This window comes from Streptomyces sp. NPDC017936 (assembly GCF_044328485.1).
GTDB lineage: Bacteria > Actinomycetota > Actinomycetes > Streptomycetales > Streptomycetaceae > Streptomyces.
This window is the reverse complement of the sequence record NZ_JBIRHK010000020.1, coordinates 167,905-180,297: the sequence shown is the minus strand read 5'-3', so window position 1 is coordinate 180,297 and position 12,393 is coordinate 167,905. Positions and strand designations below refer to the sequence as shown.

General features: G+C 71.9%; 12 protein-coding genes and 1 pseudogene. 8 read left to right on the top strand and 5 right to left on the bottom strand.

Annotated elements, in window-relative coordinates; genetic code table 11:
* From ACH4F6_RS33810 to ACH4F6_RS33800, 3 genes and pseudogenes are all read left to right on the top strand, one after another.
* Positions 1-86: pseudogene (locus ACH4F6_RS33810) on the top strand (IS5/IS1182 family transposase); the annotation flags it as partial.
* A 30-nt stretch (positions 87-116) separates the two neighbouring features.
* Entirely contained in the window at positions 117-680 is a 564-nt protein-coding gene (locus ACH4F6_RS33805; RefSeq protein ID WP_397964189.1) for a hypothetical protein, read from the top strand.
* 16 nt (positions 681-696) lie between these two features.
* Positions 697-1,077: a hypothetical protein gene (locus tag ACH4F6_RS33800; RefSeq protein ID WP_397964188.1), complete on the top strand. Its 381-nt coding sequence runs from the start codon at positions 697-699 to the stop codon at positions 1,075-1,077.
* 449 nt (positions 1,078-1,526) lie between these two features.
* Here ACH4F6_RS33800 and ACH4F6_RS33795 read toward each other — a convergent pair whose 3' ends face one another.
* The 3 genes from ACH4F6_RS33795 to ACH4F6_RS33785 all read right to left on the bottom strand — a co-directional run bounded on the left by ACH4F6_RS33795 (position 1,527) and on the right by ACH4F6_RS33785 (position 3,840).
* A complete protein-coding gene (locus ACH4F6_RS33795) occupies positions 1,527-2,216 on the bottom strand; it encodes an ester cyclase (RefSeq protein ID WP_397964187.1) in 690 nt (229 codons plus the stop codon).
* An 84-nt stretch (positions 2,217-2,300) separates the two neighbouring features.
* Positions 2,301-3,074, bottom strand: a complete 774-nt coding sequence (locus tag ACH4F6_RS33790; protein WP_397964186.1) for an SDR family NAD(P)-dependent oxidoreductase — start codon at positions 3,072-3,074, stop codon at positions 2,301-2,303.
* Between the two features lie 97 nt (positions 3,075-3,171).
* The gene (locus ACH4F6_RS33785; RefSeq protein WP_397964185.1) at positions 3,172-3,840 is read right to left on the bottom strand and encodes an MOSC domain-containing protein; all 669 of its coding nucleotides are present in this window, start codon (positions 3,838-3,840) and stop codon (positions 3,172-3,174) included.
* An 80-nt stretch (positions 3,841-3,920) separates the two neighbouring features.
* On the opposite strand from ACH4F6_RS33785, the gene ACH4F6_RS33780 reads away from it, so the two are divergent.
* A complete protein-coding gene (locus ACH4F6_RS33780) occupies positions 3,921-4,826 on the top strand; it encodes a LysR family transcriptional regulator (protein ID WP_397964184.1) in 906 nt (301 codons plus the stop codon).
* A 139-nt stretch (positions 4,827-4,965) separates the two neighbouring features.
* Here ACH4F6_RS33780 and ACH4F6_RS33775 read toward each other — a convergent pair whose 3' ends face one another.
* The gene (locus ACH4F6_RS33775; protein WP_397964183.1) at positions 4,966-5,292 is read right to left on the bottom strand and encodes a WhiB family transcriptional regulator; all 327 of its coding nucleotides are present in this window, start codon (positions 5,290-5,292) and stop codon (positions 4,966-4,968) included.
* Between the two features lie 379 nt (positions 5,293-5,671).
* On the opposite strand from ACH4F6_RS33775, the gene ACH4F6_RS33770 reads away from it, so the two are divergent.
* The 4 genes from ACH4F6_RS33770 (at position 5,672) to ACH4F6_RS33755 (ending at position 10,568) form a co-directional block, all read left to right on the top strand.
* Positions 5,672-6,283: a response regulator transcription factor gene (locus tag ACH4F6_RS33770; RefSeq protein WP_003948568.1), complete on the top strand. Its 612-nt coding sequence runs from the start codon at positions 5,672-5,674 to the stop codon at positions 6,281-6,283.
* Between the two features lie 786 nt (positions 6,284-7,069).
* Positions 7,070-7,657: a sigma-70 family RNA polymerase sigma factor gene (locus ACH4F6_RS33765; protein ID WP_397964182.1), complete on the top strand. Its 588-nt coding sequence runs from the start codon at positions 7,070-7,072 to the stop codon at positions 7,655-7,657.
* A 162-nt stretch (positions 7,658-7,819) separates the two neighbouring features.
* A complete protein-coding gene (guaB, locus tag ACH4F6_RS33760) occupies positions 7,820-9,328 on the top strand; it encodes an IMP dehydrogenase (protein WP_397964181.1) in 1,509 nt (502 codons plus the stop codon).
* A gap of 115 nt (positions 9,329-9,443) precedes the next feature.
* On the top strand, positions 9,444-10,568 hold the full coding sequence (locus ACH4F6_RS33755; protein WP_397964180.1) for a GuaB3 family IMP dehydrogenase-related protein: 1,125 nt from the start codon (positions 9,444-9,446) through the stop codon (positions 10,566-10,568).
* 558 nt (positions 10,569-11,126) lie between these two features.
* On the opposite strand, the gene ACH4F6_RS33750 is transcribed toward ACH4F6_RS33755, so the two are convergent.
* A complete protein-coding gene (locus ACH4F6_RS33750; protein WP_397964179.1) occupies positions 11,127-12,335 on the bottom strand; it encodes a nucleotide sugar dehydrogenase in 1,209 nt (402 codons plus the stop codon).
* Positions 12,336-12,393 lie beyond the last annotated feature (58 nt).

Genomic DNA, 12,393 nt, shown 5'->3' with positions numbered 1-12,393 from the left:
GGCGGATCTTCCGCAGATCGCGATGTAGCCCCAACCGGATGACGTCAATCACCAAAGCCGTCCTCACCCTGGAGCGGCAACGCTGAAGAAGCTCAGTGATTCAACAGGGGGAGATCTTGCAGATCACCAGAATGACCACGCTGACCGCCGCCGTCGTCACGGCGGCCGTCCTCGGCACGGGACTTTCGCACGCCGCCACCGCGACCGAGCGCGACGGCGGTGCCCGCCCGGCGGCGGTGGTCGCGGCCGCCACCGCCGACGAGGCGTCCAAGACGGCCGCCGAGGAACTGGCGACCGCCGGCGGCCGCCAGATGATCGAGGTGTTCGGCGTGCTCGACGCCATGCCCGAGAGCGTGGTGGCGAAGGGCGACGCCGCGGTTCAGGCTTACCTCGACGAGCACCTGCCCCGAACGGGCGGAAAGGCGTCCGCCTTCGGCTGGTGGCAGACCGCGAAGTGCGTGGGGGCCATCACGGCGGCCGTCGCGGGCGGAGCGGTCCCCGTGGCGAAACTCCTCAAGCTCAGGGCGTTCATCAAGAAGGTCGGGTCGGTCAAGGAGTCCGCCTACCTGCTGATCCGCGTCGCCAAGGGCGAGGAGAAGCTCAGCGAACTCGGCGCGACCCTGGGCGGCCTGGCGTCCGTCGTGCTCGGCATCGACCAGATCAAGAAGCACTGCCGCTGACCGGGAGGCCGCACCCATGACGAGCACCAAAGCGCGCCTCACGGCCCGGATCACACCGGTCGGGCAGGCGGACCAGGACGAAGCCAGGTCGCTGGCGGAGGAGGGCAGGACGAGCAAGGCGATCCGCCGGCTGCGCAAGGACTCCGGTCTCGCCCTGCACACGGCACCGGCCGCCCTGGACCTGCTCACCGAGGGAACGGCGCTGCCCACCACCTACGGCCAGGCGCTGGAGGCGCTGCGTCGACTCGACGCTCCTCTGGTCGGGGAAATGACGGAGCTTCTCCGCAACGGCGATCGGGACTCCGCCATCAAGTTGCTCAGGGAGCGGACGGACATCGACCTGGCCGGTGGATATCACCTCGTCGTGAAATTGGGCGAAGAAATCGGAGCCCACTGAATCATGTGAGAGCGCCGGCCCGCTCTTTGACCGTTCAAAGAGTGGGCTGTGCTCATTGCGCACGGCCCGTCGGACGGGCGCTCGGATTTCCCGGCACGTCACGGCGCCCGCCGCGCGGCCGGATTTCCGCCCTTCGGTGTCGCCACGCCCATGAGCGCGGACTCGGCCGCGTCGGATCGTCACCGGTTCCCCCCGTCACCGCGGCGGACGTCCCCGCGGCTGCCCTCGCGGCCGTGGCCGCGGTGGCCGTGGACACCGGCCGGCCGTCAGCCGCTCCCTCGCCGTCACCAACAGCACGAACGCCACGTCCGCGGACCGGACGCCACAGCCGGTCGGCGCGTTCTCCCGAGCTCGGACTCGTCGCGCTGGAGGGGGACCCGGTCTCAGGGGACGCGAAAGGGCCCCGCACCCGCCTCGGCGGATGCGGGGCCCCGGTGGAACCTCGCGGGCTACTGCCCGAGTACCCCCAACTGCTGCATCAGACCCGCCCGGTCGTACTGCCACCACGCCTCGCAGATCAGCCCTCCCCGGAAGCGGTGCCAGGTCATGCCGGTCATGGTGACCTCCTGGCCGCGGGCCGGGATCCCCAGGAAGTCGCCCTTGTGGCGGCCCTGCCACGTCCAGCGCGTGCACACCATGTCGTCCTGGGCGAGCTGGTGGTCGACCCGGAACGAGAAGTCGAACGCCCGCCGCCAGCCCACGACCTCGTCGCGCGCCGCCCGCAGCCCGGTGTCCTGCGGATTGGCGGGGTCGTGGTCGACGTAGTCGTCGGAGACCCGCTCGAACAGCCGGTCGATGTCGGTCCGCCCGAGGTCCTCGAAGAACTCACGGGCCATCACGCGGTTGAGCTGCTCGTCCCGCAGGACGTCCAGATCGGTGAACGTGGGCGTCTCGTCGCACAGGGCCACCATCTCCCGGAAGATCCTGCCGGTCTCCGGGAGGTTCGAGTTCCGCATCGCCTCCTCGTACGACGGGAACTCCACGATCTCGATGAGGTGCGACGCGTCGGACCGGTCCTTGCCGACCCGGGCGTGCGTCGCGGTCCGCCTTCCCTTGGTCTGTTCGACCCATGAGTCCAGCAGCCGGTTCATCTCGTCGATCCGGCTCGTCCTGCAGTCGATGAGCTGTACGAAGGTCATGACGCCGCCTCCGGCCCCTGGGTGCGCGTGAGTCACGCCCATTTTCCCACCGGAGCGCCGACGTCACCCGCCCGAGCGCGGTGGCTACTGCGGCCCGTACTTCCGCCCCGTCCGGGAACTGAGGCCGCCGAGCAGCCCCCTCGGCACGACCTTCACCACGCCCATCAGCGCCTTGTACCGCGGATCCGGGATCGACACCGACTTGCCGCGCGCCAGGTCGTGCAGCGCCGCCGTCACCAGCTTGTCCGCGTCCAGCCACATCCACTTCGGGATGTTGTCCGTTCCCATCCCGGCCCGCTCGTGGAACTCCGTCCGCACGAACCCGGGGCACAGGGCCATCAGGCGCACCCCGCTGCCCGCCAGGTCCCGCGCGGCTCCCTGGGTGAACTGCACGACCCACGCCTTGGACGCCCCGTACGTCCCGCGCGGCACGAAGGCGGCCACCGAGGCGACGTTGACGACACCGCCGCGCTGCCGCTCGCGCATCGCCGCGGTCGCCGCCGACGTCAGCCGCAGCACCGCCTCGCAGTGCACCTTGATCATCCGCAGCTCGTCGGCCATCGACACGTCGAGGTAGCGGCCCTTGTTGCCGAAGCCCGCGTTGTTGACGAGCAGGTCGACGGGGTTCTTGCGGTCGCCGAGCCGGGCGGCCACCGCCTCGATGCCCCTGTCCTCGGCGAGGTCGGCCGTCAGCACCTCCGCCTCGATGCCGTGCCGGTCGTGCAACTCGGTCGCCTGCTCGCGCAGACGGCTGGTGTCCCGTGCCACGAGGACGAGGTCGTGCCCGTCCGCCGCGAGCCGCCGCGCGAACGCGGCGCCGATGCCCGCGGTCGAACCCGTAATCAGAGCCGTTGTCATGGCAGAAGATTAGTGACCCGGACCGACGGAGTCCGTTCCCGCACGGCGCCTTCGGGAAGGCGGGGACCTCGTGGCCCCCGGCTCCCGCGACCGCCGTTCAGCCGCCGTGCTCCGCCACGTACTTCCGGGCCTGCGCGAGCGTCTCCGCGTGCAGCGCCTCGCCCGCCGCGAGCAGCCGCGGCAGCAGCTCCCGGTGCGTGGTGACGGCCTGGAACTGCATGCGTGCCGTCACCTCGTGCGCCGGCAGGTGGACGATCTCCACCGGATCACCCGCGCGGATCTCGCCCGGGACGATCACCCGCAGGTACGCCCCCGTCGCGGCCTTCCGGGTGAACCGCCCGACCCAGCCCCTCTCTCCCATGTGGCCCTGGAAGGTGGCGCAGGGGATCCGCCCGGCGGTCACCTCCAGCACCAGCTCGGAGCCGATCCGCCAGCGCTCGCCGATCCGCGCGCCGGAGACGTCCAGGCCGGTGGTGGTGAGGTTCTCCCCGAACACGCCGTTGGCCAGGGTGCGCCCCAGCTCGCGCTCCCAGTCGTCGAGGTCCTCGCGGGCGACGGCGTACACCGCCTGGTCGTTCCCGCCGTGGTGGCGCAGGTTGCACACCGCGTCCCCGGCGAGGCCGCTGCCCGCCGTGCCCTTCGGTCCCGGCGCCGCGACCCGCACGGGCCCCTCGACCGGCCGCTTGTCGATGCCGGTCACGGCGCCGGGGCGCTTCGTGCCCGGCACGTTCTTCGGGCGGCCCACGTTCACAGACAGAAGCCTCATGGCCGCACCATAGGCGCGCGGTCGTCAAAGTGTCGACGCGTTATTCGCCGCCGCTCCCAAGGAACACTTATGCTCGGAGCGTGATCGAGGCCCGTCATCTCCGTGTCCTGCGCGCCGTGGCCACCGCGGGCTCCTTCTCCGCCGCCGGGCGCGAGCTGGGCTGCACCCAGCCGGCCGTCAGCCAGCAGATGAAGGCCCTGGAGGCCTCCGTCGGCACGCCCCTGCTGGTGCGCAGCGGCCGTGAGATGCGGCTGACCCAGGCGGGCGAGGCGCTCGTACGGCACGCGGCCGGGATCCTCGCCGGGCTGACCGCCGCCGAGGAGGAGGTCGCCGCCATCGCCGGACTGCGCGCCGGCCGGGTCCGCCTCGTCTCCTTCCCCAGCGGCAGCTCCACCCTCGTCCCGACCGCCCTGGCCGCCCTGCGCGCCGCCCACCCCGGCACCCGGGTCTCCCTGGAGGAGGCCGAGCCGCCCGAGTCGGTCGACAGGCTGCGGGCGGGCGACTGCGACGTCGCCCTCGCCTTCCGCTACGAGGGCGCGACGGGCGCGGAGGAGTGGGGCGACCTCGTCGTCCGCCCCCTGCTGGCGGACCGGCTGGTCGCCCTCGTGCCCGAGCGGCACCGCCTCGCGCGCGCGGAGTCCCTCGCCCTCGGCGACCTCGCCCAGGAGTCCTGGATCGCGGGCTGCCCGCGCTGCCGCGGCCATCTGGTGGAGGTGTGCGAGGGCGCGGGCTTCACGCCCCGCATCGACTTCGCGACCGACGACTACCCGGCGGTCGCCGGCCTGGTGGGCGCCGGCCTCGGCGTCGCCGTCCTGCCCCGGCTCGCGATCGAGTCCGTACGGCCCCGCGGGACGCGCGCGGTGACGCTGGAGCCCGCGGTGCGGCGGGAGGTCGTCGCGCTCACCCTGCCCGACCTGGCCCAGGTGCCGGCGGTCGCGGCGACGCTGGAGCAACTGGGACGGGCCGCCGCCCGGCAGGGACGATAGGGGGCGCGGGGGGCGTCCGACGGGTCGGTGCCTCGGCGGGCCGGTGCGTCGGTGCGTCGCGGAAGTGCCGCGCGGGTGGCTCCCCACATGCGGCAAGGGCACGCGCCTGCGTGCCCCGGGTCTGTGGAGAAACGTTACTTCAACTGTTCGGGGCGCTCTCTCCCCTGGTCGACGCCGACACCAGGCGGTGGCGTGCTCGGCCCATGAGCTCCTCGCGCTCGTCCTCGGTCAGTCCGCCCCACACGCCGTACGGCTCTCTCACCGTCAGGGCGTGCGCCGCGCACTGGGCGCGGACCGGACACCTCATGCAGACCTCTTTGGCCGAGTTCTCGCGAGCGCTCCGTGCCGCTCCGCGCTCACCCTCCGGGTGGAAGAAGAGGGAACTGTCCACCCCGCGGCAGGCAGCCAGCAGCTGCCAGTCCCACAGGTCCGCGTTCGGTCCGGGAAGGCGAGAGAAATCTGCCATTGCGTGACCCCTTGTAGCCGTGTTGAGCGGATACGGTGCCCACGACCGTACAACTACGATCTAAGGAGATGAAAATATGACTCATTGAGAATCTAGCCTCAGACACCAGTGAATGGGAAGAAATGGGGCTAAACGGGGCACAGGTTGTGATGAAAGCTTGAGAGTCCGTGTGGCTGGCTCTGCCGTGTCCGCCCCCTCACGTAGAGTGCCGAAGAGTGCACGCAGCCCCGTAACTCTTTCGAGTGACCATCGTTGAGAGTGCGGAGGCGGTTGAAAACACAAACGCTCGGGCAGGCGTCCGAGACGGTCGACCGCACAGGTGACGATTCGTACCAGCCTGGAGGCACAAGGTGACGCGCATCAGCTGCGGAGGGCGGCCATGACTTCCGTCCTCGTCTGCGACGACTCCCCGCTTGCCCGAGAGGCGCTCCGCCGCGCGGTCGCGACCGTGCCCGGCGTCGAGCGCGTGACGACGGCGGCCAACGGCGAGGAAGTCCTCCGCCGCTGGGGCGCCGACCGCTCGGACCTGATTCTCATGGACGTGCGCATGCCCGGGCTCGGGGGTGTCGAGACCGTCCGGCGGCTGCTGTCCGCCGACCCTGGCGCGCGCATCATCATGCTGACCGTCGCCGAGGACCTCGACGGCGTCGCCCTCGCGGTCGCCGCCGGCGCCCGCGGCTACCTGCACAAGGACGCCTCGCGCGCCGAGCTGCGCGCGACCGTCACCCAGGCGCTCGCCGACCCGACCTGGCGCCTCGCCCCGCGTCGGCTGCGCTCCGCCGAGATGGGCGCCGCGCCCACGCTCACCGCGCGTGAGATCCAGGTGCTGGAAGGCATGAGCCACGGCCGCTCCAACGCCGAGATCGGCCGCGAGCTGTTCCTCTCCGAGGACACCGTCAAGACCCACGCGCGCCGGCTGTTCAAGAAGCTCGGCGCCTCGGACCGCGCGCACGCGGTGGCGCTCGGCTTCCGCTGGGGACTGGTCCGCTAGGAGATCCGCTAGGACGTGTCTTTCGGATCAGCCCGACTCCTCCGGGTCGGTCCGACTGCTTCAGGCCGGCCCGACTGCTTCGGATCGGTCCGCCTGCTTCGGATCGGTCCGGTGTCGTCGGAACAGGCCGGCACCTCGGTTCGGTCCGGCGTTCCCGGACCGGTTCGATTCCCTCGGCTCGGCCCGGCTGCCCCGGCTCGGCCCGGCTTCCTCAGGCCGGCCGGAGCGGAGCCGTGCCGCCTCGTCGGCGTCGGCGGGCGGCAGGGTCCGGTCACGCGGATGCGCGTGCCCGGTCCCGGGCTTGCGGGGTGATGCGGAAGACACGCCCTGGGGCGCTCCCGGCGGCCCGGCCCCGGGCCGGACGAAGGGCACAACGGCATCCCGTCGGCACGGGTGCGGGCGAGGGCCGGCCCCCACCCCTCCGGCCCCCTCCCCGCCCCGGCCCGGTCCGCCGCACGGACCCCGGCACGGGCCTCCCCGGAGCACGCCGACGTCACTGAAGGGGGCGCATGGGTGAGGCTCCCTGTTCGTGCGGGGTCCGGAGGGCGCCGCACGCTCCCGTCCGCCGGACCGCGGACGGGAGCGGCACGAGGCCTCACCGGACGCCCGCTGCTCGTTTCGCCGCGGATGCCGCATGCTTGAGGTGTGGAGTTCCTCGGGGACGAGTCGGTCGAGCGGAAGGGGAGGGCGCAGGGGATGAGTTCCGGCGCACCTGCTCATAACGCTTCGGTGCACAACGACGGGCGCGGTGCCGCGGACCGGACGGCCGCAGGGCACGATGGACCGATGCGCGAAGACGAGGCGGGCCGTCCGCAGGGGGCGATCGGCCCACTCGTGCACCGTGCCGTCGACGGCGACGAGCAGGCCACCCACGACCTGCTGGCGCACGTCCATCCGCTCGCCCTGCGCTACTGCCGCACGCGGCTGTCCCGGCTTCCCGGCGACGCGCGCCACTTCGTGGAGGACCTGGCCCAGGAGGTCTGCGTGGCCGTCCTCCTCGCCCTCCCGCGCTACCGGGACACCGGCCGGCCCTTCGAGGCCTTCGTCTTCGCCATCGCCTCCCACAAGGTCGCCGACCTCCAGCGCGCGGCGATGCGCCACCCGGGCTCGACGGCCGTCCCGTCCGACGAGATGCCCGAGCGGCCGGACGACTCGCTCGGCCCGGAGGAGCGGGCGCTGCTGAGCAGCGACGCCGAATGGGCGAAGAAACTGCTGGCCAACCTCCCGGAGAACCAGCGGGAACTGCTCCTGCTGCGCATCGCGGTGGGCCTCACGGCAGAGGAGACCGGTCAGATGTTGGGAATGTCACCCGGGGCCGTCCGGGTCGCCCAGCACCGCGCCCTGAGCAGACTGCGGGCGCTCGCCGAGCAGTAACCTCCTGGGCCGGGGCGCCCCTTTTGAACAAGGGGCGCGATCGTGTCGTACGAACATACGAAGCCGTGCGGGGTCCAGGGCCGTGGAATCGTGGAATGTGGGAGGCGCGCTTCCCGTTAGCATGGACATCCGCACCGATCAAGGCCATTTGGGGAAGGTGTCATGACTGCCAACGTCGACGGAGTGCCCGACAAATTCGCGACCCTCGGGCTGACCTACGACGACGTGCTGCTGCTGCCGGGCCCGTCGGACATGGCTCCCGACGAGATCGACACCGCCTCGTACGTCTCCAAGAACGTGCGGGTCAACATCCCGCTCCTGTCCGCCGCCATGGACAAGGTCACCGAGTCGCGCATGGCGATCGCGATGGCCCGTCAGGGCGGCGTCGGCGTGCTGCACCGCAACCTGTCCATCGAGGACCAGGCCAACCAGGTCGACCTGGTCAAGCGCTCCGAGTCCGGCATGGTGACCGACCCGATCACCATCCACCCGGACGCCACGCTCGCCGAGGCCGACGCGATCTGCGCCAGGTTCCGCATCAGCGGCGTCCCGGTCACCGACGGCGAGAAGAAGCTGCTCGGCATCGTCACCAACCGCGACATGGCGTTCGAGACCGACCGCACCCGTCGGGTGCGCGAGGTCATGACGCCGATGCCGCTGGTCACCGGCAAGGTCGGCATCTCCGGCACCGACGCCATGGAGCTGCTGCGCAAGCACAAGATCGAGAAGCTTCCGCTGGTCGACGACGCGGGTGTCCTCAAGGGTCTGATCACGGTCAAGGACTTCGTCAAGGCGGAGCAGTACCCCCGCGCCGCGAAGGACGCCGAGGGCCGTCTGCTGGTCGGCGCCGCGGTCGGTGTGGCCGGTGACGCCTTCGAGCGCGCCCAGGCCCTGATCGAGGCGGGCGTCGACTTCATCGTCGTCGACACCGCGCACGGTCACTCCCGCCTCGTCGGCGACATGATCGCCAAGATCAAGTCGAACCACACGCGCGTGGACGTCATCGGCGGCAACGTCGCCACCCGCGACGGCGCCCAGGCCCTCGTCGACGCGGGCGCCGACGCCATCAAGGTCGGCGTCGGTCCCGGCTCCATCTGCACGACCCGTGTGGTCGCCGGCATCGGCGTCCCGCAGGTCACCGCCATCTACGAGGCCGCGCTGGCCGCCAAGGCGGCGGGCGTCCCGGTCATCGGCGACGGCGGCCTGCAGTACTCCGGCGACATCGCCAAGGCCCTCGTCGCGGGCGCCGACACCGTGATGCTGGGCTCGCTGCTCGCGGGCTGCGAGGAGTCCCCGGGCGAGCTGCTGTTCATCAACGGCAAGCAGTTCAAGTCGTACCGCGGCATGGGCTCCCTGGGCGCCATGCAGACCCGCGGCGACCGCAAGTCGTTCTCCAAGGACCGCTACTTCCAGGAGGGCGTCGCCTCCGACGAGCAGCTGATCCCCGAGGGCATCGAGGGCCAGGTGCCCTACCGCGGTCCGCTGTCCTCCGTGGTCCACCAGCTGGTCGGCGGTCTGCGCCAGTCGATGTTCTACGTGGGCGGCCGCACCGTGCCGGAGCTCCAGGACAACGGCAAGTTCGTCCGGATCACCTCGGCGGGCCTGAAGGAGAGCCACCCGCACGACATCCAGATGACGGTCGAGGCGCCGAACTACAGCACCAAGAAGTGACCCTCACGCGCGCGTGAGGACCGACGAAGGCGGCACCGGAACCTCCGGCGCCGCCTTCGTCGTACCGGTCGGCGATACTGGAAGACGCTGAACGCATCAGGGAAAGGCCACAGACGTGACTGAGATCGAGATCGGGCGCGGCAAGCGCGGCCGCCGGGCGTACGCCTTCGACGACATCGCCGTCGTCCCCAGCCGCCGTACGCGGGACCCGAAGGAGGTCTCGATCGCCTGGCAGATCGACGCCTACCGTTTCGAGCTGCCGTTCCTGGCCGCCCCCATGGACTCGGTCGTCTCCCCGGCCACCGCGATCCGCATCGGCGAGCTCGGCGGCCTGGGCGTGCTCAACCTCGAGGGTCTGTGGACGCGGTACGAGGACCCGCAGCCGCTGCTCGACGAGATCGCCAAGCTGCCCGCGGAGAAGGCGACCCGCCGCCTCCAGGAGATCTACTCCGCCCCGATCAAGGAGGAGCTGATCGGCCGGCGCATCAAGGAGGTGCGCGACGCCGGCGTGGTCACCGCGGCCGCGCTCTCCCCGCAGCGCACGGCCCAGTTCTCCAAGGCCGTCGTGGACGCGGGTGTGGACATCTTCGTCATCCGCGGTACGACGGTCTCGGCGGAGCACGTCTCCGGCGCGCACGAGCCGCTGAACCTGAAGCAGTTCATCTACGAGCTCGACGTCCCCGTGATCGTCGGCGGCTGCGCCACCTACACCGCGGCCCTGCACCTGATGCGCACCGGCGCGGCCGGCGTCCTGGTCGGCTTCGGCGGCGGCGCGGCGCACACCACGCGCAACGTGCTGGGCATCCAGGTGCCCATGGCGACGGCGGTCGCCGACGTGGCCGCGGCCCGCCGCGACTACATGGACGAGTCCGGCGGCCGGTACGTGCACGTGATCGCGGACGGCGGCGTCGGCTGGTCCGGCGACCTGCCCAAGGCGATCGCCTGCGGCGCCGACTCCGTGATGATGGGCTCCCCGCTCGCCCGCGCGACCGACGCGCCGGGCCGCGGTCACCACTGGGGCATGGAGGCGGTCAACGAGGAGCTGCCGCGCGGCAAGAAGGTCGACCTCGGCACGGTCGGCACCATCGAGGAGGTCCTCACCGGCCCGTCCCACAACCCGGACGGCTCGATGAACTTCTTCGGCGCCCTCCGCCGCGCGATGGCCACCACCGGCTACAGCGAGCTGAAGGAGTTCCAGCGCGTCGAGGTGACGGTGGCGGACTCGGTGCACCGGCGGTAGGCCGGCCACGGTCCCCCGGACCTGGACCTCGGAAGGGGCCGGTCACTCACCCGAGTGAGTGACCGGCCCCTTCCGCATGCGTCCAGAGGGTGGGGCGTGCGGGGTGGAGCGGGGGCGCGCGGTTGCGTTCGAGGCGCATGCGGGCCGGTCAGCGGGGTCGCAGGCGACAGCGCCCGGATCGGCGCCCCAGAGGTGTGGGGTGCCCCCTTCCCAGGACACGGTCCGGACCCCGCCCTCGGGGCCCGGCCCGACTCCGACGGGTCGTCCACCGGGCCACTGGGCGGCGTCGTGGAGGGGGCGCCCAGGGGACGCCACCGCAAGCCCACCCGCTGGGACCGACTCCGTCTTCGGATGGTGCAGTGCCGGAGGAGGTGGATCTTGCGGCTTTTCGGATGGTGAGCGGCCGCCCCCATGCACACTAGGGGCGGACACTCCGTGATCCATCCAGGAGCCTGCCGCAGTGGCCGCTGCGGTGGACTCCACCTGTTTCGTACGGCACCGGCGTGCCCCGGCCCGTGCCGCCGGCCCCGGGTTCCGTCGGCGCCCCGCACGCCCCCTTCACAACCGATGCGCCGCCCCCGTGGGCGTGGCCCCGCGCGTGTCCAGCAGCAGCTGGGCCTTCACCGACAGTCCCTGCAGGTCGTACGTCCGGTGCTGCTGGAGGAGGATCGTCAGGTCGGCGTCGGAGGCGGCCTCGTAGAGGGAGTCGGCGCGGGGGACCGGGCGGTCCAGGACGCTCCAGGACGGCACGTGGGGGTCGTGGTAACTGACGGCGGCGCCGAGTTCCATCAGGCGGACCGCGATCTCGTGGGCGGGGGTGTCCTGCTGGTCGGCGAGGTCGGCCTTGTAGGTGACGCCGAGGAGCAGGACGCGGGCGCCGCGGGCGGACTTGCCGTGCTCGTTGAGGAGGGCGGCGGCGCGCTGGACGACGTAGCGGGGCATGCGGTTGTTGACCTGCTGGGCCAGTTCCACCATGCGCAGGGGGCTGCCGGGCCGGCCCGTGCTGTCGAGGGGCACGGAGTGGCCGCCGACGCCGGGGCCGGGGCGGAAGGCCTGGAAGCCGAAGGGCTTGGTCTCGGCGCAGCGGATGACGTCCCACAGGTCGACGCCCAGGTCGTGGCAGAGGACGGCCATCTCGTTGACGAGGGCCATGTTGACGTGCCGGAAGTTGGTCTCCAGGAGCTGCACGGTCTCGGCTTCCCTGAGGCCACGCGCGCGTACCACCTTGTCGGTGAGGCGGCCGTAGAAGGCGGCGGCCGACTCGGTGCAGGCGGGGGTGAGGCCGCCGATGACCTTGGGAGTGTTGACGGGGGTGAAGTCGCGGCGGCCCGGATCGACGCGGCTGGGGGAGTAGGCGAGGTGGAAGTCGCGGCCCGCGCGCAGACCGGACGCCTCCTCCAGGAGGGGGCGCAGGAACTCCTCGGTCGTCCCGGGGTACACCGGCGACTCCAGGATCACGGTGGTGTGGGGACGCAGGTGTCCGGCGAGCGTGCGGGCGGCCGTCTCCACCTGGCTCAGGTCGAGCCCGCCGTCCGCGTCGCGCGGTGTGGGAGCGCAGATGACGGCGGTGCGCACCCGCCCCAGTTCCGCCGGGTTGGTGGCCGGCCGGAAGCCCCCCGAGAGCATCCGGCGTCGTTCGGCGGGACTGAGGGAGCCCGCTTCGGGGCCCGTGCGGTAGCCGAGCGTGGGGATGCCGGCGGCCACGGCGGCCTGGGCCAGAGGTACGCCGAGCGGGCCGAGTCCGATGACGGCGAGGTCTGCGGGCATGGCGTGTGGGCCGTCCTTCCCAGTAACCGAAGCGGGACAGGCGCGCAAGCCCAGTGGA